We start from the raw sequence: 19,011 nt of genomic DNA on the forward strand, positions 1-19,011 counted from the left end.
ACGCCATCGGGAGCGCCCGTGCCGGACACGGGCCGCGCGGAAGGAAGCGCATGGGCCTCGGCCGGATCATCCCCCCTCAAGGGCCCCCACGGACCCTGGCTCTGGCACAGTTGACCAACTCGGTGGGCGACGGCGCCTACTACGTCTGTTCCGTGCTGTACTTCAGCCACGTCATCGGCCTGTCGCCGACGCAGATCGGCGCGGCGCTCACCGTCGGCTGGGCGCTCGGGGCGGTCGCCGGCGTCCCGCTCGGCCATCTCGCCGACCGGCGCGGACCGCGCGGCATCGCCATCCTCATGTCGCTGGCGACGGGAGCCGCCATCGCCTGCCTCCTCTTCGTGCGCGGCTATCCCGCGTTCCTGGCCGCGGTGTGCCTGTACACGTGCTGCCAGTGCGGTCTCGCGGCGGCCCGGCAGGCCCTGCTGGCAGCGCTGGTTGAGCCCGCCCGGCGCACCGAGACACGGGCGTACCTCCAGTCGACGGTCAACGCGGGCCTGGCGCTCGGCGCGGCGCTCGGCGGCATCGCCCTGGAGCTCGACAGCGAGGGCTCGTACCTGACCGCGCTGGCGATGGACGCGCTGACCTTCGTCCTGGCGGCCGGCGTGCTGTGGCGGCTGCCGGTGCCGCCCGGGCGGTCCGGGACCGAGGACCGTCCGGCGGGCTCCGGCCTGACCGTGCTGCGGGACCGCCCCTACGCCCTGGTCTCGCTGCTCAACATGGTCATGCTGCTGTACATGCCGCTGCTGAGCGTCGTACTGCCGTTGTGGATCGTGGAGCGCACCGAGGCACCGGGCTGGACCGTGTCCGCGCTGCTCGTGCTCAACACGCTCACCGTGGTCCTCTTCCAGGTGCGCATGGCCTCCCGGGTGACGGGCCTCCGGTCGGCGTCCCGCGCGGTGCGGCACGCGGGCGTCGTGATGCTGCTCGCCTGCCTGTGCTTCGCGTTGTCCGGGGCCGGCGGACCGGCCTGGCTGCCGCTGCTGGTGCTGCTGGTCGCGGCGCTCGTGCAGGTCTTCGGCGAGATGCTGCTGGGCTCGGGTTCCTGGGAGATCGGCTTCGCGCTCGCCCCGGCCGACAAACAGGGGCAGTACCAGGGCTTCTACGGCGCCGGAACCGCTGTGGCACGGCTTATCGGGCCGCTGCTGCTGACCACCCTCGTCCTCTCCTGGGGCACCGGCGGCTGGCTGGTTCTCGGTGCGCTGTTCCTCGCCGCGGGCGTCGCGATGGAACCGGCCGTCCGCTGGGCGGCGGCCGGCCGCGCGGACGGCCCGGGGAGGGTCACGAGCGCCGGGCCGCGGCCGGCGCGGGGGAGGAGCCGGGTCGGCGACTGAGCCGTGACGGCGGGCGCCCGGGCGGAATCCGGCGGCCGAGCCGCCCGGTCAGCCCGCCTCGGGCACGAACCGTGCGGCGATCCGCAGGACGACGTCGTTCGCCTCCGGCTCGCCCACCGTGATGCGCGCTCCCTCGCCGGGAAAGGCGCGCACGGCCGCCCCGGCCGCGGCGCACGCCTCGCCGAACGCCGTCGTGCGCGCGCCCAGCCGCAGCCAGACGAAGTTGGCCTCCGACGTCGCCACGGGCACGGCCGGGCCCAGGGTGCGCAGCGCGCCGGTCAGCCGGTCGCGCTCCTTGACGACGGCCTCCACGCGCTCCAGCAGCTCGTCCTCGGCGGCCAGTGAGGCGAGCGCGGCGGACTGGGCGAGGCCGTTCACCCCGAACGGGATCGCGGCGTGCCGGATCCGGGCCGCCTGCTCCTCGTGCGCCACGGCGTAGCCGACCCGCAGACCGGCCAGGCCGTACGCCTTGGAGAAGGTCCGCAGCACGATCAGCCCGGGCCGGTTCCGGTACAGCTCGATGCCGTCCGGGACCTCGGGATCGCGGACGAACTCCCGGTACGCCTCGTCCAGCAGCACCGGGACGCCGTCCGGCACCCGGTCCAGGAAGGCCTCCAGCTCGGCGGCGGTCACGGCGGTGCCGGTGGGGTTGTTGGGGTTGCAGACGATCACCAGCGCGGTGCGCGGGGTGATCGCGTCGGCCATCGCCGCCAGGTCGTGCCGTTCCGCCCGCAGCGGCACCCGCACGGACGTGCCCCGGCACAACGCGGTGAGATGCGGATACGCCTCGAACGACGGCCAGGCGTACACCACTTCGTCGCCCTCGCGCAGGGTGGAGTGCAGCAGGTGCTGGGTCACCCCGACCGATCCGGCGCCCGTCGCGATGTGCTCGGGCGGCACGCCGTGCCGGGCGGCGAGCGCCTCGGTCAGCGCGGCGACCGCACGGTCCGGATAGCGGTTGACGGTGCCGCTCGCCGTCACGAGCGCCGCGCGTACCGACGGCAGGGGAGGGAAGGGGTTCTCGTTCGCGGCCAGCGCATAGCGTGACATCGGCGTGCTTCTCCTGGGGAATTCGGTGCCGTGGGGCGACGGGCGGCGAAAGTGAAACGGGGAGCAGCTGGTCGGTGGCGGTTCCGCATACGGTGCGCGCCGCCCTCCGCCCCGCGGCACATTCCGTTTTCCAGGCGCTAGGAATCACCGGAGCCCGGCTCGCCGGGCATTTGGTCGCTCAACGCCATGAGGTATCCGAGCTGGAGCCGGTGCTGCGCCCCGTGATCGTCCTTCAAACGCGCCACGTGCGTCTGGAGTGAACGCAGGCTCAATCCGAGGCGACGGGCGATCTCCTTGTCCGAGCGGCCTTCGATGAGCAGTTTCCGGATCGTTTCGCGCATGTCCGGGATGACGTCCCCGGCGGCTTCCGCGGCCCGCACCGGAACGAACGGAAAAGGCTCGGCCCGGTCCCACTGACGGGTGAAGACGTCGGTGAGGAAGCCGACCAGCGCCGGTTCCCGGACCAGCACGGCGGTCGTGCGGTCCCGGCTGCCCGGAATGAACGCGACCGACCGGTCGATGATGATGAGCCGCTCGAAGAACTCGGGCAGCGTGCGCACCTGGACACCGAACTCGGTCACCGCCTTGACGTATTGCTTGGTCGGCTCGTCGAACCGCGTGCTGTGCTGGTAGAGCGTCCGCATGGCCACGCCCGCGGCCAGCTGCCGGCGCACCGCGGCGAGCGCGTCCCGCAACACGGCGTGCGGGCGCGACCCGTCCGGCTGGGCGGTGAGGATCTCGCTGCGGGCCCCGTCCAGCTCATTCTGTATCGCCCTATTGATGTCCGGAAGGCCGTGCAGATAGCGAAAAGCGGAATGCGCCGTGCCGCTTTCCGCGGGGAGGAACCGGATATCGGATTCCGGTCGTGGGGCCGCCGGCGCCCAATCCGCCTGCTCCGCGACCGCGCGCGACAGGCCGCTGAGCGCCTCGGCGACATTCCGCATGGTGGTGCGGTAGTCCGCGGCCTCATCCGTGAGCCTGTCCGAACAGGCGGCTATTGCCTCCCCGATCGCGTCGACCCCGTTCGGCCGCGAGGTCATCCCTGCGATTCCCGTGCCCGTTTTACGCTGAGCTGTTTCCATTTCAATCCTTCGCTTCACGGCAGTGCGCCGACCCGAAGCATGTTAGGTCTTCTTTGTTCGCTCCCGGGCCGCGACGGTTGTTCTGTCGGGGGACCGGCGGGCCATGCGCTTGCTCGCTCAGTTCCGTGATCCGTGCTTTCCGATGTCTTTAGGTGATGGAGGCGAGTCATGTACGGCGGCATTACCGGTTCCCACACCCTGACGGCGGCCCGGCCCGGCTCTTCGAGGGCGGCCCGCACCGAAGCGCTGCGGGACGACGACGTCGGCTGGAACCGGTGCGGCACGGACCCCGCGGCCCGGGCCGGCCGGTCCGGCTCCGCCCCGGGAGCGCTCGTTCCCGCCTGACCGGAGACCACCCGAGTCCGGCACTCCTGGTCGGCGCGGACCGTCGGGTCCGCGCCGACCGGCGCGACCGGGGGAGCCGGCCGAGCGGGGCGGCCGGGGGATCCGCGCCGAGCGGTCCGGCCGGGAGGTTTCGCACCCACCGCAGCCAACCACCGCGCCGGCGGCGCGCACGACGGGAGGAGTCCGACCGTGAGGGCCGTTGAGACCGTCCTGCGCCGGCACGCCGAGGACGGCGACCGGCCGCTGGTGGAGGTGACGGCCGCGGACGGCAGCGCCGTCGCCCACTCCTACCGCGAGGTCACCCGGGCCGCCCGCGCCCTCGACGACCGCGTCGCCGCGGCGACGGAGACCGCCCGCTCCGGCGGGCGGATCCGGGTGGGCGTGCTGTGCGGCGACACCCCCGAGTCCCTGGTGGCCGACCTCGCCCTGCTGGCCCTGCGGGCCACCAACTGCCCCGTGCCGCCCGGTGCTTCGGCACGGACCGCGGCGACCCTCCTGGCGGGCGTCTCGGCCGTCCTCGCCGACGCCCACGGCCTCGGCCGGCTGGCCGCCTGGGAGGGGCGCGGGGTGCTGCCGGCGGGGTGCCCGGTGCTCCCGCTCGACGTCGCCGCGCTCACCGAGGAGGCCGCCGGCGCCTACCGCGTCCCGGACGACGACCGGGACTGGATCTGCACGATCCTCCCCGCCACCCCGGCCACCGGGCCGGGGCCGGGAGCGGGCGCACCGGTCGGCATCCGCGCCCACGCGGTCACCGCGCTGCTCGACGCGGTGCGGGCCGAGGTGCCCGCCGCGACCTTCGCCCGATGCGCGGCCACCCTGCCGCTGTGGTCGCCGGCGCACCGTCTGGCCGCCACCCCGCTCACCCTCGCCGACGGGGGCTGCCTGGTGCTGCCGCCGGCCGGCGTCGCGCCCGCCGCCCTGCCCGGCTGGACGGCCGCCGTCCGGCCCACCGCGCTGGCCGTCACCCCGGCCTGGGCGGTCGCCCTGATCGCCGCCGCCCGCACCGCCCGACGCGAGGGCGCCCCACTGCCGGCCGCCGTCTTCGGCACCCCCGGCCTCCCGCTGCTGTGGTGCGGTCCGGAGGTGCCCGAGGCGCTGCTCCGTGAGTTCGACGGCCTGGGCCTGCCCGTCTACGCCGGCTACGGGTTGCCCGAGAGCACCGGCCCCATCAGCTGGAACACCCCCGCCGCCCGGCGGGCCGGCACGGTCGGCCGCCCGCTCGCCCATGTCCGCGCCGAGATCGCCGCCGACGGCGAACTGCTGGTCAGCGGACCCGGGTTGGCCGTCCCCCTGCCGGCGCACGGCACAGCCCGCGACGCCACCGCGCACCCGGGACAGCCCCTGGGGGAGCTGCTCGCCGTGCCGGCCCCCGAGGGACTGGTGACCGGCCCCCCGGCGGCCGACTCCCCGGTGCCCGAAGGCCCGTCGCCCAGGGGCCTGCCGGCCGGGGAACCGGGTCAGGACGGGCCGGCGGCCGAGGGCCTCGTGGCCGGAGGGGCCGGGGACGCCGGGCCGCCGAGCGGCGACGGGCGGTGGGCCGAGCCCGGAGGATCCGGTGGCGGTCCCCGGATGAACGGTGACCGGCTGCACACCGGTGTCCGGGCCACCATCGACGCCGACGGATTCATCCATCTCGTCCGCCCGGCGCGCACCGGGACCCCCGGGCAACCCGTCTCCGCCGAGGTCGGCCGCCTGCTCTACTCGCTGGTCCGCTCCATGCGGGCGGCCTGCGTGGTGGCGTTCGACGGCACGGCGGACGGCTCCCTCGTCCAACTCGCGGCGGGCGCACGGGCCAACGGCACCGGACGCGTCGTGGGCCACGTGCCCGACGCGCACCGGGCCGCCGACGCCCGCACCCGGCTGACCGCGGCGGGACTCAACCCCTGGGCCGAGGTCCGGCACTCCGGACTGCACGACCTCGGCCGCGCCCCCACCCTCGTCGACCTCGCCCTGCTCGACTGCCGCCCGGAGCTGACGCTGCCCGCGCTCACCGCCCTGGAACGGCGGATGCGGCCCGGCACGATCGTCCTCGCCCTGGGCTCCGCCCCCACCGGCCCCTACCTCGACCGGGTGTCCGACGGCGAGGACTACTTCTCGATGCCCCTGTCGGTCGGCTCGGGGCTGGAAGTCTCCATCCGCCTCACTCCGGCCCCCGGCAGTTCCCGGCCCGGCACGCCTCCCGCCGCCGGCCCCGCCACGCCCACTCCACAGCCCAGCGGAGAGTGACCCTTGAACAGCACACACTCGGAGATCTGCGTCGTCGGGGCGGGACCCCGCAGCGTGTCCGTCCTGGAACGGCTGCTCGCCCAGGAACGCAAGTCGCCCTCACGGGAGCGGATCACCGTGCACGTCGTCGACCCCTCGCCCCCCGGACCGGGCCGGGTCTGGCGCACCGCGCAGTCCGAGCACCTGCTCATGAACACGGTGGCCTCCCAGGTCACCGTGTTCACCGACAACAGCGTCAGCATCGCCGGCCCGGTCGAGGACGGCCCCAGCCTGTACGAGTGGGCGCGCCGCCTCGCCGACGCCACCCTGACCCCGCCGATCCCCGGTGGCCCGGACGAGCGGGTCCTCGCCGAGGCACGCGCTCTGGGACCGGACTCCTACCCCACCCGCGCCTTCTACGGCCACTACCTGCGCTGGGTGTTCCGGCTGCTGGTCGCCACCGCCCCGGGCCACATCACCGTCCGCGTGCACGAGGCGCTGGCCGTCGCCCTCGACGACGCCGGTCCCGGCCCGGACGCACCGCAGACCGTGCTGCTCGACGACGGCACCCGGCTGGCCGGACTGGACGCCGTGGTGCTCGCCCAGGGACACCTGCCCGAGCTGCCCACCGCCGAGACACGGCGGTTCGCCGACTTCGCCGCCGCGCACGGGCTGACGTACCTCGGGCCCGCCAACCCCGCCGACCACGACCTGTCCGCCATCGCCCCCGGCCGGCCCGTGCTGCTGCGCGGCCTCGGCCTCAACTTCTTCGACCACCTCGCCCTGTTCACGCTCGGCCGCGGCGGTTCCTTCACCCGGGTCGACGACCGGCTCGTCTACACCGCATCCGGCGAGGAGCCCCGGCTCTTCGCCGGCTCCCGGCGCGGTGTGCCGTACCACGCACGCGGCGAGAACGAGAAGGGACCCCACGGCCGCCACGAGCCCCGGCTGCTCGACCCGTTGCGGGTCGAGACGCTGCGCGAGCGCGCCCGGCGGGGCGACCTGGTGTCCTTCCGTACCGACCTGTGGCCCCTCGTCGCCAGGGAGGTGCAGGGCGTCTACTACGCGGCACTGCTGACAACCCGCGGACAGGACCCGACGGCGTTCGCCGACGCCTACGCGCGCCTCGCCGACGACCAGGAGGACGGGTTCCTGAGCGCCGCGGGCATCGGACCGGGGGACCGCTGGGACTGGGAGCGCATCGCCCGCCCCTACGGCGACCGCGAGTTCGCCTCCGTGGCCGACTACCGCGCCTGGCTCCTCGGGCATCTGCGCCGGGACGTGGCCGAGGCCAGGGCGGGCAACGTCAGCGGGCCGCTGAAGGCCGCCCTCGACGTGCTGCGCGACCTGCGCAACGAGATCCGGCTCGTGGTGGACCACGACGGCATCGACGGCGACTCCTACCGGGACGACCTGCACGGCTGGTACACCCCGCTCAACGCCTTCCTGTCCATCGGGCCGCCGGTCTCCCGCATCGAGGAACTGATCGCCCTCATCGAGGCCGGCGTCGTCGAGATCCTGCCGCCGGGGCTGCGGGTGGACGCCGTGGCCGACGGGCCGGCCGGTCCCGCCTTCGTGGTGGGCGCCGGGCCGGCGGCGGACGGGACACCGCCGTTCACCGCGTTCGTCGAGGCCCGGCTGCCCGAGCCCGACCTGCGCCGCACCGGCGACCCCCTGCTGCGCCACCTGCTGCGCACCGGCCAGTGCCGCCCGCACCGGATACCCGGCGCCGGCGGAACCGGCTACGAGACCGGCGGACTCGACGTCACGGAACGCCCGTACCGTCTCGTGGACGCCGCCGGCCGGCCCCACCCGCGGCGCTTCGCGTACGGCGTGCCCACCGAGGCCGTGCACTGGGTCACCGCGGCCGGTATCCGGCCGGGCGTGGGCTCGGTGACCCTGGAGGACGCCGACGCCATCGCCCATGCCGTACTGTCCCTGCCGGCCCGGACCGCGGCCGCGACGCCGCGAGCGGCCGGCGGCCCACCGGCGGAGGCGACGCCACCGGAGGCGGGCGGGCGTCCGGCGGACGCGGCCGTGCGGCCGGCGGGTGCGGGACCGGCGGACGCGACGGTGCGGCTGGCCGGTGCGGGATCGGCGGAGGTGATCGCATGACGCGCGACGCGCTCGGCCTCGACTGCGGGCTGCTGTCCCCGGTGCGGGCCGGCACCCCGGTGGAGGAGGCGACCGGGGACCGGGCCTGGCTGCAGGCCATGCTGGACGCGGAGGCCGCGCTCGCGCGCGCCCAGGCCGGGCTGGGGGCCCTGCCCGCCGCGGCCGCCGCCGCCATCACCGAGGCCGCCGACGCCGACCGGCTCGACGCCCGCGCACTCGCCCTGGCGGCCCGCGAGACGGCCAACCCGGTGGTCGGACTGGTCCGCGCGTTCACCGCCGTGGTGGCCGAGGCGGACCCGGCCGCCGCCGAGTACGTGCACCGCGGGTCCACCAGCCAGGACATCCTGGACACCGGGACCATGCTGGTCGCGGCCCGTGCGCTGCGCCTCGTCGTCGCCGATCTGCGCACCACCGCCGAGGAGTTGGCCCGGCTCGCCGGGGCGCACCGGAACACCGTCATGGCCGGCCGCACCCTGGCCCTGCACGCGGTGCCCACCACGTTCGGGCTCAAGGCGGCCGGCTGGCGGTCCCTGGTCCTGGACGCCGCCGAACGGCTCGGGCGGATCCTGGACCACGGGCTCCCGGTCGCGCTGGGCGGCGCCGCGGGCACCCTCGCCGGATACCTGGAGTACGCCCGCCTGGACGGGGCGCCCGGGGCCGCCGACCCGGGCGGCTACGCCGACGCGCTGGCCGCCGCCTTCGCCGAGGAGACCGGTCTGGCCCGGCCGGTGCTGCCCTGGCACGCGCTGCGCACCCCGGTCGCCGACCTCGGCAACGCGCTCGCGCACACCGCGGCCGGCCTCGGCAAGATGGCGGCGGACGTGCAGGTGCTGGCCCGTACCGAGGTGGGCGAGGCGGCCGAGCCCGCCCCGGCCGGCCGGGGCGCCTCCTCCGCGATGCCGCACAAGCGCAACCCGGTGCTCGCCACGCTGATCCGCTCGGCCGCCCTCCAGGTCCCGCTGCTGGCCGCCGGGCTGACCCAGTGCCTGACCACCGAGGACGAACGGTCCGCCGGTGCCTGGCACGCCGAGTGGAGTCTGCTGCGGGAGGCCCTGCGCCTGGCGGGTGGCGCCGCGCACACGGCGGTGGACCTCGCCCGCGGCCTGACCGTGCACGCCGACCGGATGCGGGCCAACCTCGACCTGACGGGCGGCCAGATCGTCTCCGAGCGGCTCGCCGCGGTCCTCGCGCCCCGGCTCGGCAAGGCACCGGCCCGGCAACTGCTGACCGAAGCCTCCGCGCGGGCCGCGGCCGACGGCATCCCACTCGCCGACGTCCTGGCGACCCGGCCGGAACTGGCCGGGATCCTCGGCCCGGACGAGCTGACCGCACTCCTCGACCCGGCCCACTACACGGGCGCCGCCGCCGACTTGGTGAACCGTGCCCTGAAACGCTAGAACACCCACGGACCGGCCCCGGCCGGTCCGGGCCGCCCGCGCGGCCACCGTACCCACCCCGCCGACCGGCCGGGGTGGGCGCTCCTTGCCCGCCGCCCCGGGCCGAACAGCCCGGCGCTGCGGCCTTCACGCAGCCCCAGGAGGCAGCCCATGGCCACCCCCACCCGTACCGACGTCTTCCGCGACCTGCACGAGCGGACCGACCCCGCCGATCCCCTGGTGATCCCCAACGTCTGGGACGCGGTGAGCGCCCGCGTGTTCGCGGAGGCCGGGTACGCGGCGCTGGCCAGCTCCAGTGCCGCGGTCGCCGCCGTGCTCGGGTACCGCGACGGCGGCGACACCCCGGCCGGCGAGATGTTCGACGCGCTCGCCCGGATCGTGCGCGCCGTCGACGTCCCGGTCACCGTGGACGTCGAGGACGGCTACGGGCTGGCGCCCGAGGAACTGGTGGAGCGGCTGCTCGCCGCCGGAGCCGTCGGCTGCAACCTGGAGGACACCGACCACCGCACCGGCACGCTCAAGGACGCCCGCGCGCACGCCGACTGGCTGGCGGAGGTCACGGCCGCGGCCGGCGGCCGGCTCGTGGTCAACGCCCGGGTGGACTGCTACCTGTACGGCGACCAGGGCACCGAGCAGGCGATCGGCCGCGCCCTGCTGTACACGGAGGCCGGCGTGGACGTGGTGTACCCGATCCTGGCCCCGGTGGCACTGCTGCCCGAACTGGCCGGTGCCGTGGCCGTCCCGCTCAACGCCCTGCACCGGTCCGGCGGTCCGGACCCCGCCGAACTGGGCCGGCTCGGCGTCACGCGCGTCACCTTCGGAGACGGACTGCACCAGCGCGCCACGGCCGCCCTGCGCGACATCGCCCGGTCCCTGACGGGGAACGGCTGAGCGCTCCTCCCGGGCGCGCACCGCGTGCCCGGGACGGCCGCCCGATCGCCCGGGTGTGTCTCACAGTCCGGCGACTGGCCCGCGGGGCGGCGGCGCGGTCCGTGCGCTCCCAGGTGAACTCCGGCAGCTCACGGCCGAAGTGGCCGTAGGCGGCCGTCCGGGCGTGGAGATCGGGCGGAGCAGACCCGTGGGCACCAGGCGGTACGGGGCCGGCCCACACGGCATCAGGCGGGGTGCGGGACCGGACCGTACGGCGTCAGGCGGTGCGGGGCCGGACCGTACGGCGTCAGGCGGTGCGGGGCCGGACCGTACGGCGTCAGGCGGTGCGGGGCCGGACCGTACGGCATCAGGCGGTACGGACCGGCTGGTACGGCGTCAGGCGGTGCGGGGCCGGCGGGTCACCAGGCGTACGCCTCGGGGGCGGGCCGGTGGCCGGGGAAGATCTCGTCGAGCCGGGCCAGGGACTTCGGCTCCAGCACCACGTCCAGCGCCCCCAGCGCGCCGTGGAGCTGGTCGAGCGTGCGGGGGCCCACCACGGGTGCGGTGACGGCAGGGTTGGCGAGCAGCCAGGCCAGCGCGACGTGCCCCGGCTCCTCGCCCAGTTCGGCGGCGAAGTCCTCGTACTCCTGGATCTGCGGGCGCCGTGTCGCGAGCGCGGCGGCGGCCCGGGCGACCGTGCGCCTGACCCCGCGCCGCTCGTCACGCAGCACCCCGGCGAGCAGGCCGCTGTGCAGCGGTGACCAGGGCAGCAGACCGATCCCGTAGCGCTGCGCGGCCGGTACGACCTCCAGCTCGACGGTGCGTTCCAGGAGGTTGTAGTGCGACTGCTCGCTGACCAGTCCGGGCAGGTGCCTCGCGCGGGCCGACTCCTGCGCCTCGGCCAGGTGCCAGCCGGCGAAGTTGCTGGATCCGACATAGACGATCTTGCCCTGGGTCACCAGGACCTCCATCGCCTGCCAGATCTCCTCCCACGGCGTGGACCGGTCGACGTGGTGCATCTGGTAGAGGTCGATGTGGTCGGTGCGCAGCCGGCGCAGGCTGGCCTCGACGGCGCGGCGGATGTGCAGGGCGGAGAGCCCGCCCTCGTTGGGCCAGGGACCCATGTCCGAGTACACCTTGGTGGCGAGCACGATCCGTTCCCGGCGGCCGCCGCCCCGCGCCAGCCAGTTGCCGATGACCGTCTCCGTCAGACCGGGGTGTTCGGGCCAGCCGTAGAGGTCGGCGGTGTCCACGAAGTTGATGCCCGCGTCGAGCGCGGCGTCCAGGATCCGGTGCGCCTCGGGCTCCTCGGTGTGCACACCGAAGTTCATCGTGCCCAGGCAGAGCCGGGAGACACGCAGACCGCTGCGGCCGAGGTGGGTGTACTCCATGACCGTCCTTTCGGGCCGGGGCCGACGGCCGCCGGCCGGTGGATTCCGAACCGCCGGCCGGCGGGGCCGAAGGCGGGGGAGGGCCGGTCTCAGCCGAAGTCGCGGGCGTGATCGGCGGCCCACCGGCTGAAGGCAAGGGCGGGCCGGCCCGTCAGGTCCGGCACGGCCGAGGTGACCGGCAGGGCGGTGGCGGGGTCGCGTTCCGTCTCGGACCACTCGCCGAGCAGGTCGCCGACGATGCCCGGCCGCAGGAACCGTTCGGCCTCGGACCGCCAGGTGGCCGGCTCGATCCGCACCACGCGCAGCGGACGGCCCGTCGCCTTCGCGATGGCCGCCACCTGCTCGGCCTGAGAGACGGGTGCGGGACCGGTGACGGTGTAGTGCCTGCCGTGGTGCCCGTCGGTGAGCAGGGCGCGTACGGCCGCCGCGGCGAGGTCCGCCTCGTGGATCACGGGGCAGACGGCGCCCGGGTGCGGTAGTCGGACCACGCCGTCCGCCCGAGCGCCGGGCGCCCACCACAGGGCGTTGGTGGCGAACGGAGCCGGCCGCAGCACCGTCCACTCCTCGGGGCCGTTCTCGGCGAGCGCCGCCTCCGCGGCCCGGTAACGCGGGTAGACCCAAGTCGCGGTCGCGGGCGGTGAGCCCGGCCGCCCAGGCCCCGGTGAACAGGACCACCCGGCGTACCCCGGCACGCTTCGCCGTCTCGGCGAATGCCGGGATGGCGTCGAGAACGGGAAACAGAAAAGCGGCGGTCACCCCGTCGAGCGCCGCGTGAAGACTTTCCGGCGCGGTCAGATCACCACGCACGACCGTCACCCCGGACGGCATGTCGGCCTTTTCCGGATGGCGGGTCAGGACACGTACTGCGGCTCCGGCGGAAACGAGTTCCCGCACCACATGGCGGCCGGTTTTGCCGGTGGCTCCGGTGACCAGAATTGTCATGCGCAGAGCATATGGACTTCTTCTCGATTCCACGAGGGTCGCCGAATTCGACGGCCCGGGCGAGGGAACCCGCCGGTCGCTGGAATCAGGCGACGGTGTTCTTCGGGCCCCGGCCGTCGACCGCGCGGGCCCGCTCCTCCAGCTGCTGCGCCGCATCCCGCCACGAGGCCGCGCACTCGCGGGCCGCGGCGGCCACCTTGGCGGCGCAGTGGGCGGGTATTCGGTCCACGAGTTCCTCCCACCGCCGGTTGGCCAGGGCGTGGGTGTCCAGGAGCCGCAGCAGGAACCGCCCGTGCTCGGTCAGCCTGATCGAGGGGTCGCGCTTCAGCATCATCAGGGTCTCCGCCAGGGCGAAGTCGGAGACCGCGGACGCGGAGTCCCGGGCAGGGGACACCGAGGGTGCCGCCGGCGTGCCCCCGGTCTGTCTGGGGAGCGTGGGACTCGCGCCGTTCTGCACGCGCTCGCGCACGTCGCGTGCGGTGGCCAGGGACAGGCCGCTCTCCCGGGCGATCTCGCGCAGACTGGCCTGCGGATGGGTGCGGGCGTACTCGCCGGCCAGCCGGCGCTGCTCGGAATTGTCGACCAGCCGGGACCGGCCGTCGCGTCCGATGCGGGCGTTCAACTGAGGAATCGCGTCAGTTGAACGCCGGCGGATGGCGCCCACCGTCTTCGGTGACAGCCCGGTGGCGACGGCGATCATGCGGTCCGACCAGTCGGGGTGCGAGCGGATGATGCGCAGGGTTGCGGCGTTGCGGTCGGCGCGGGTCAGCGGCAGGCCGTGCCGGGCGTTGCGCTCCACCGCGAGCAGGAAGGCGTCCTTGGCATCTCCGTCGAAGAACTGGACGTCGATGTGGGTCTGACCGTTGAGGCGTGCGGCACGCAGCCGGTGCACGCCGTCGATGACACGGCGGGTGGCGCGGTGGACGATGATCGGCGGCAGCGGCGCGGCGCACTGGGCGAGATGGCGGATGTGCTCCTCCTTCTCACCGGAAACGCGCGGGGAGTCGCCGACGGACAACGAGTCGATGGGCGCCCGCTCGACCGGCAGACTGTCCGCCAGCGCGTTCCAGAGTTCCGCCGATTCGCAGACGGCCGGTTCTGCGGGACGGGCCGCTCGGAATTCGGTCACAGTCATTCTCAATCTCCTATTCCAATGTCCGTGCGAAATACATAAAGATGTGAGATTGACGCGCGTGTCACGGTCGGGGCAGCGGCGGACGCCGCCGTGGATGTGTGATCTCCGCCGGCGCCGCCGGCCGCGTGCGGTCATCGGCTGTGGCCGGAACGCCGGTGGCGGGAACGGAGCGGGGACACGCGAAAGCCCGGCCGCCGATGCGGCACCGCGGCGAAAGGCATCGCGGGCCGAGCGGGCCGGGCTGAGAGGGGCGGACGCCAGAAAAGGGCCGCCGGACGACGATTAGGGGCCGGCGGACGGCGGAAACGGTTCGCCGGGCGGCGGAAACGGGTCGCCGGGCCGGAAAATGGCGCAATGCAGAACTGACCACTGTAAGAGCCTCCCCCGTGTGGCCCTGAACCTGCCGCCGTGCACCTTATCCGGTGGTGGCGTGACGTCAACGCGTGACGACAGCGTCACGCAGATGAGCGCTGGTGCCCCGATCGGGACAATATGTTTTTCGGCCGGAACCGGATCCTTCCGGGTGCTGGGCGCCAGCCGCTACGGCCGGTGGCGCCCAGGCGCGGACGGCCGGAGCCGATGGGCCGTCAGCTCGTCGGCGGACGGAACTCCGGCTGGTCGATGATGCGCTGCCAACTGCCGTCGGCCTGCCGCCTGACCACCTGCGCGCGGGCGCCGGCGCCGTCCTTCGGCGGCGTGGAGGTCAGCGCGATGTCACCGCAGACCAGGGTCGGAAGGGGCTCCTCCGGCTCGAAGCGCGGAGCGTTGGCCAGCACCTTCTCCCACAGCTGACGGATGGCTTCCCGGCCCACCGTGACGCTGCCTGGCGGGTAGGCCATCACCGCCTCCTCCTCGTACAGCGCGGCGAGGCCGGCGGCGTCGCCCGCGTTGGCGCGCTCCACGAAGAGACGGGTGATGTCCTCCGGCTTCATGGCCTTCTCGTTCTCGGACACAGTCATCCTTTCCTGCCGTCCAGGTACCAACGTGGCAATTTTCCATCGATGGCCGAGAACAAGTCCAATCAATCGTGCCGATCGGCGTTATAACCTAGGGTTATGGAGATAAGGCAGCTGAAGTACTTCATCGCCGTGGCACAGGAAGCCAATTTCACGAGGGCCGCCGAGCTGGTCCATATCAGCCAACCTGGGATCAGCGCGCAGATCCGCCAGCTCGAGAACGATCTCGGGGCCACGCTGATCGACCGCTCCGGGCGCAATGTCGCCCTGACCGCGGTCGGCGAGGTGGTGCTGGCCCACGCCAAGGCCGTGTTGTCCTCGATGGAGTCGCTGCGGCACGCCGTGGACGAGATGAACGGCCTCGTGCGCGGCAAGCTCGTCGTCGGCATGGTCACGGCCTGCACGGTCCAGCCGCTTTTCGACGCCCTGTCGAGCTTCCATCTCGCCCACCCTGGCGTGGAGATCAGCCTGCTCGAGGAGGACTCCGGCAAGCTGGTCGACTACGTCCGCGAGGGCAGCGTCGACCTGGCGCTGATCGGGGCGGCCCACCGGGCGCCGGAGGATCTGGACGGCTGGCAGGTGGTCAGCGAGCCGATCGTCGCCGCGGTGCCGGTCGGTCATCCACTGGCCGGAAAGCACGGTGTCACCCTCGCCGAACTCAGCGCCTACCCGATCATCTGCCTGCCGGCGGGGACCGGTATCCGGGCGACGCTCGACCAGGCCTCCGCCTCGCTCGGCCTGACCCCGACCATCGCCCTCCAGGCAAGCGCGCCGGGGGCGGTGATGAACCTCGCCGAGCGCGGCCTCGGCGTGGCGGTGCTCTCCGAGTCCATGACCGCCGGGCAGCCGGGGCTGCGGACCGTGGCCATCACCGACGCCGACGTGCCCGCGGTGCTCGCCCTGGTCTCCGCGCCGACCAAGAGCCCGGCGCTGCGCGAACTGCTGCTGCACTGCCGCCAGTCCTTCGGCGACACGACCGCGGCCCAGCCCGTCGCCTCGATGAGCGGGGCCTAGGCCTGGCGCACGGTTCCCGGCCGCCGCCCTCCGGGTGACGGACGGGAACCGCCGGACGAGCCCGGCGGGGCCCTGGGACACGAGGGCGGGGCCCGTCGCCGCCCCGGCGACGGGCCCCGCGTCCTCGGGTCGGCCCGGGTCAGCTCTCCGCGGCCACCGGGGACTGGCCGGGCGCGTCCGTCGCGGCGGGCTTGGGCTGCTGGGCCGCCTGGAAGTCGGCGGGACGGATCAGCGCCATCGAGAGCACCCCGCCCAGCAGGGCCAGCCCGGCGGAGATCGCGAGCAGGGTGTTGAGCCCGTCCACGAACCCGGTCGCGGCGATGTGCTGCACCTTCTCCGCGTACTGGCCGGGCACCAGGTGCACCGCCTGCGCGGTCTCTCCGCCCCGGGTCAGCGCGGCCAGCTGGTCGCTGCGGCCCGCCAGCTCCGGCACCCCGTGCAACCCCTCACGGAACCGGTCGCCGATGACGCTCGCGAAGGTGGAGCCGAGCACCGCGACACCGGCGCTCACGCCGAGCTGACGGAACGTGCCGTTGACGCCCGAGGCCATGCCGGAGCGGGAGAAGTCCACCACGCCCACGGCGGTGGAGGCGAGCGGCGGGTTGACCAGTCCGGCGCCGATGCCGCCCAGCACCAGGCCGGGGATGAAGTGCTCCCAGCCGGTCGACTCGTTGATCCCGCTCATCAGCAGCAGCGCGGCACCGACCAGCAGCAGGCCGCCCCCGATCATGTAGCGGGGCTGGATCTTCGCGCTGAGCCGGCCCGCGATCAGGGAGGCGACCAGCATCGAGAGCGAGGCCGTGAGCAGCCGCAGACCGGTCTCCAGGGAGGAGTAGTCCAGGGCCTCCTGGAAGTAGATGGCGAGGAACAGGAACATCGCGAACAGCGAGCCGTTCATCGCGAACGCGGCGATGGAGCCGCCGACGAAGGTGGGGATGCGGAGCAGCCGCAGGTCGAACATGGGCTCGGCGGAGCGTCCCTCGACGACCAGGAAGGCGACCAGCAGCACACCGCCGACGGCCAGTCCGGTCACCGCGCGGGAGTTGCCCCACGAGGTCTCACCGGCACGGATGAGGCCGTAGACGAGGGTGGCGAGGCCGCTGGTGAGCAGGACGAAGCCGGGCCAGTCCAGCTTGCGGGCGAACGGCGACTTCGACTCGTCGACGCGCAGGGCGATGATCAGGGCGACCACCACGCCGATCGGCACGTTGATCAGGAAGATGCCGCGCCAGTTGATGCCGCTGGAGATCAGGCCGCCGGCCACCGGGCCGATGGCGGAGGCCAGACCGGTGACCATGCCCCACACGCCGAACGCCATGCCGCGTTCCTTGCCCTGGAAGCTGCCCGCGAGCAGGGCGAGTCCGGTGGCGAACATGATCGATCCGCCGATGCCCTGGAGCACCCGGGACAGGATCAGCATCAGCGGGGACTGCGCCACACCGCAGAGCAGGGAGGCGAAGGTGAACACGCACACGCCGAGGGCGTAGAGGCGTTTGCGGCCGAACCGGTCGGCCAGCGTGCCGCTGGTCAGCAGGAAGGCGGCCAGGGCCAGCGCGTACCCGTCGATCACCCACTGGAGATCGGCGAAGCTCGCTTCCAGGTCCCGCTGCACGTCGGGCATGACGACGTAGACGATGGTGGTGTCCAGCAGGAGCATGAACGTCCCGCCGCACACCCCCAAGAGTGTCCACCATTTCTTTTCCATCATCGTTCCTTCTGCTGTCCGAGCGGTCGGGGGCGGTCTGCTACCGCGGGGCGGGAGCGGGGGGGATGTTGTGGTTCAGCCGGAAGAGGTTTCCGGGGTCGTACGCGGCCTTGATCCGGCGCAGCCGCAGGTAGTCGTCGGGCGTGTAGGCCAGCCTGACCTCGTCGGGTGTGGCGTCGGCGCCGTAGAGGAAGTTCAGGCAGCGCCCGGTGGTGAGCGAGGACAGGGCGTCCATGAGCCGGCCGTGCGCCGCCCGGACGGCGTCGGCGTCGTCCTCGGTGACCCGGTCGAGCACCGCGAGCAGGTAGCCGGCCTCGCGGTTGCCGACGCAGTTCGCCTCCCGCGGCGCCCGCGCGAGCGCGCCACCGAGGTGACGCACCTCCACCACGCTGGTGATCGGCGCGTCCGGCCCGGCGAGCGCGAGCACGGTGCCGGCCGTCTCCTCGTCGAGGTCCCGGAGCATGGCGTTGGTGCCGACGTAGGCCGCGGGCGGGACGGGGTCGTTGTGGATCGTGCCGGACTCCGTGTACGGCAGCTCGCGCACCGAGTCGGCCAGGCGCGGGCCCAGCGCGCGCAGCGGGGCGATGAGGCGCTCCCCGGCCGCCGGGTCGCCGAGGAAGGCGATCCGCACGTGCACCACGTACCGCCCGCGCAGGGGAGGGGGCAGGGAGGGCAGGTCCGGCAGCGGGACCAGGGCCAGGGAGGAGGTCATCTCCTCCGGCACCGTCCGGGTCCAGCGGAGGTAGGCGCCGAGGATGTCCCGCGCGGCGGCGCCGTCGAAGTAGAGACCGCCGCCGTACAGCCGCTCGACCGGGACCAGGTCGACCTCCAGCGCGGTGACGACGCCGAAGTTGTCCCGGCCGCCGCGCAGGGCCCAGAAGAGGTCCGGTTCGCCGTCCGCGGTGACGTCCCGCAGCCGGCCGTCCGCGGTGACGGCCTCGATCCGGCGGACGTGGTCGGCCGCGTAGCCGAACTTCCGTGCCAGCAGGCCGAGTCCGCCGCCGAGGGTGTAGCCGACCGCGCCGACGTTCGGGGCGCTGCCGTTGAGCGGGGCCAGCCCGTGCACGGCGGCGGCCTCGACCACCTGCCGCCAGGCGACGCCCGCGCCCAGGCGCGCGGTCCGGGCCACGGGGTCGACGCGTACCTCGTCCATCCGGCGGGTGCTCACCAGGACACCGGTGCCGGCCGGCAGCGCGGGGCAGTGACCGGTGGCCTGTACGCCCACGGGAAGGCCGTGCGCGGCGCCGAACTCCACCGCCAGCTGGACGTCCTTCGGTTCGGCCGCGCCGACGACGACCGCCGGGCGGTGCGGCCGGTGGGTCTGGTAGCGGGCGCGCTCCTCGTCGTAGCCGTCCGAGGCCGCCGTGAACAGCGGTCCCCTGACACTCGCGGCCAACCGGTCGGCGGCCACGGCCAAGTCCTCCCGCGGGGCGCGCGGTTCGAGGGCAGAGGACACCATCCGTTCCTTCCGTG

15 protein-coding genes and 1 pseudogene are annotated in these 19,011 nt (G+C 74.2%); 7 read left to right on the forward strand and 9 right to left on the reverse strand.

The window, feature by feature from the left end; translation table 11 throughout:
• Positions 1-50 precede the first annotated feature (50 nt).
• Complete coding sequence (locus ABVB68_RS22490) at positions 51-1,331, forward strand: MFS transporter (protein ID WP_353602896.1); 1,281 nt, start codon at positions 51-53, stop codon at positions 1,329-1,331.
• Between the two features lie 48 nt (positions 1,332-1,379).
• Here ABVB68_RS22490 and ABVB68_RS22495 read toward each other — a convergent pair whose 3' ends face one another.
• Together ABVB68_RS22495 and ABVB68_RS22500 are read right to left on the reverse strand one after the other, a co-directional pair.
• Positions 1,380-2,381 (reverse strand): histidinol-phosphate transaminase, encoded by a 1,002-nt coding sequence (locus tag ABVB68_RS22495; protein WP_353602897.1) that lies wholly within the window; start codon positions 2,379-2,381, stop codon positions 1,380-1,382.
• A gap of 137 nt (positions 2,382-2,518) precedes the next feature.
• Positions 2,519-3,463, reverse strand: coding sequence for a hypothetical protein (locus ABVB68_RS22500; protein WP_353602898.1), 945 nt, complete (start codon positions 3,461-3,463; stop codon positions 2,519-2,521).
• Positions 3,464-3,631: 168 nt separating this feature from the next.
• Here ABVB68_RS22500 and ABVB68_RS22505 point away from each other — a divergent pair, with 168 nt between their 5' ends.
• The 5 genes from ABVB68_RS22505 (at position 3,632) to ABVB68_RS22525 (ending at position 10,416) form a co-directional block, all read left to right on the forward strand.
• Entirely contained in the window at positions 3,632-3,808 is a 177-nt protein-coding gene (locus tag ABVB68_RS22505; protein ID WP_353602899.1) for a hypothetical protein, read from the forward strand.
• Positions 3,809-3,997: 189 nt separating this feature from the next.
• Complete coding sequence (locus ABVB68_RS22510) at positions 3,998-6,034, forward strand: AMP-binding protein (protein ID WP_353602900.1); 2,037 nt, start codon at positions 3,998-4,000, stop codon at positions 6,032-6,034.
• A gap of 3 nt (positions 6,035-6,037) precedes the next feature.
• Entirely contained in the window at positions 6,038-8,128 is a 2,091-nt protein-coding gene (locus tag ABVB68_RS22515) for an FAD/NAD(P)-binding protein (protein WP_353602901.1), read from the forward strand.
• Entirely contained in the window at positions 8,125-9,525 is a 1,401-nt protein-coding gene (locus ABVB68_RS22520) for a nitrosuccinate lyase (protein WP_353602902.1), read from the forward strand. The genes ABVB68_RS22515 and ABVB68_RS22520 overlap by 4 nt, the downstream gene beginning before the upstream one ends.
• A gap of 150 nt (positions 9,526-9,675) precedes the next feature.
• A complete protein-coding gene (locus ABVB68_RS22525; protein WP_353602903.1) occupies positions 9,676-10,416 on the forward strand; it encodes an isocitrate lyase/PEP mutase family protein in 741 nt (246 codons plus the stop codon).
• A 398-nt stretch (positions 10,417-10,814) separates the two neighbouring features.
• Here the strand turns inward: ABVB68_RS22525 and ABVB68_RS22530 are convergent, their stop codons facing one another.
• The 5 genes and pseudogenes from ABVB68_RS22530 to ABVB68_RS22550 form a co-directional block, all read right to left on the reverse strand.
• Positions 10,815-11,786 (reverse strand): aldo/keto reductase, encoded by a 972-nt coding sequence (locus tag ABVB68_RS22530; RefSeq protein ID WP_353602969.1) that lies wholly within the window; start codon positions 11,784-11,786, stop codon positions 10,815-10,817.
• An 89-nt stretch (positions 11,787-11,875) separates the two neighbouring features.
• Positions 11,876-12,340, reverse strand: a complete 465-nt coding sequence (locus ABVB68_RS22535) for a Rossmann-fold NAD(P)-binding domain-containing protein (protein ID WP_353602974.1) — start codon at positions 12,338-12,340, stop codon at positions 11,876-11,878.
• 112 nt (positions 12,341-12,452) lie between these two features.
• A pseudogene (locus tag ABVB68_RS22540) lies at positions 12,453-12,884 on the reverse strand (SDR family oxidoreductase); the annotation flags it as partial.
• On the reverse strand, positions 12,814-13,863 hold the full coding sequence (locus ABVB68_RS22545) for a ParB/RepB/Spo0J family partition protein (protein ID WP_353602904.1): 1,050 nt from the start codon (positions 13,861-13,863) through the stop codon (positions 12,814-12,816). The gene ABVB68_RS22545 and the pseudogene ABVB68_RS22540, both read right to left, overlap by 71 nt.
• Before the next feature lie 587 nt (positions 13,864-14,450).
• A complete protein-coding gene (locus ABVB68_RS22550) occupies positions 14,451-14,816 on the reverse strand; it encodes a YybH family protein (protein ID WP_353602905.1) in 366 nt (121 codons plus the stop codon).
• Between the two features lie 102 nt (positions 14,817-14,918).
• On the opposite strand from ABVB68_RS22550, the gene ABVB68_RS22555 reads away from it, so the two are divergent.
• On the forward strand, positions 14,919-15,833 hold the full coding sequence (locus tag ABVB68_RS22555) for a LysR family transcriptional regulator (RefSeq protein ID WP_353602906.1): 915 nt from the start codon (positions 14,919-14,921) through the stop codon (positions 15,831-15,833).
• Positions 15,834-15,972: 139 nt separating this feature from the next.
• On the opposite strand, the gene ABVB68_RS22560 is transcribed toward ABVB68_RS22555, so the two are convergent.
• Together ABVB68_RS22560 and ABVB68_RS22565 are read right to left on the reverse strand one after the other, a co-directional pair.
• Positions 15,973-17,541, reverse strand: coding sequence for an MFS transporter (locus tag ABVB68_RS22560; RefSeq protein ID WP_353602907.1), 1,569 nt, complete (start codon positions 17,539-17,541; stop codon positions 15,973-15,975).
• Positions 17,542-17,578: 37 nt separating this feature from the next.
• Positions 17,579-18,997 (reverse strand): FAD-binding oxidoreductase, encoded by a 1,419-nt coding sequence (locus tag ABVB68_RS22565; protein ID WP_353602908.1) that lies wholly within the window; start codon positions 18,995-18,997, stop codon positions 17,579-17,581.
• Positions 18,998-19,011 lie beyond the last annotated feature (14 nt).

The sequence above is a fragment of the Streptomyces sp. NPDC096012 genome, from assembly GCF_040426375.1.
Classification (GTDB): Bacteria; Actinomycetota; Actinomycetes; order Streptomycetales; family Streptomycetaceae; genus Streptomyces.

Excerpts from the sequence above, each read along its gene's own strand:
- ABVB68_RS22490 (WP_353602896.1), top strand. The coding sequence starts at position 51 with ATGGGCCTCGGCCGGATCATCCCCCCTCAAGGGCCCCCACGGACCCTG.
- ABVB68_RS22495 (WP_353602897.1), bottom strand. The coding sequence starts at position 2,381 with ATGTCACGCTATGCGCTGGCCGCGAACGAGAACCCCTTCCCTCCCCTG.
- ABVB68_RS22500 (WP_353602898.1), bottom strand. The coding sequence starts at position 3,463 with ATGGAAACAGCTCAGCGTAAAACGGGCACGGGAATCGCAGGGATGACC.
- ABVB68_RS22505 (WP_353602899.1), top strand. The coding sequence starts at position 3,632 with ATGTACGGCGGCATTACCGGTTCCCACACCCTGACGGCGGCCCGGCCC.
- ABVB68_RS22520 (WP_353602902.1), top strand. The coding sequence starts at position 8,125 with ATGACGCGCGACGCGCTCGGCCTCGACTGCGGGCTGCTGTCCCCGGTG.
- ABVB68_RS22525 (WP_353602903.1), top strand. The coding sequence starts at position 9,676 with ATGGCCACCCCCACCCGTACCGACGTCTTCCGCGACCTGCACGAGCGG.
- ABVB68_RS22530 (WP_353602969.1), bottom strand. The coding sequence starts at position 11,786 with ATGGAGTACACCCACCTCGGCCGCAGCGGTCTGCGTGTCTCCCGGCTC.
- ABVB68_RS22545 (WP_353602904.1), bottom strand. The coding sequence starts at position 13,863 with ATGACTGTGACCGAATTCCGAGCGGCCCGTCCCGCAGAACCGGCCGTC.
- ABVB68_RS22555 (WP_353602906.1), top strand. The coding sequence starts at position 14,919 with ATGGAGATAAGGCAGCTGAAGTACTTCATCGCCGTGGCACAGGAAGCC.
- ABVB68_RS22560 (WP_353602907.1), bottom strand. The coding sequence starts at position 17,541 with ATGATGGAAAAGAAATGGTGGACACTCTTGGGGGTGTGCGGCGGGACG.
- ABVB68_RS22565 (WP_353602908.1), bottom strand. The coding sequence starts at position 18,997 with ATGGTGTCCTCTGCCCTCGAACCGCGCGCCCCGCGGGAGGACTTGGCC.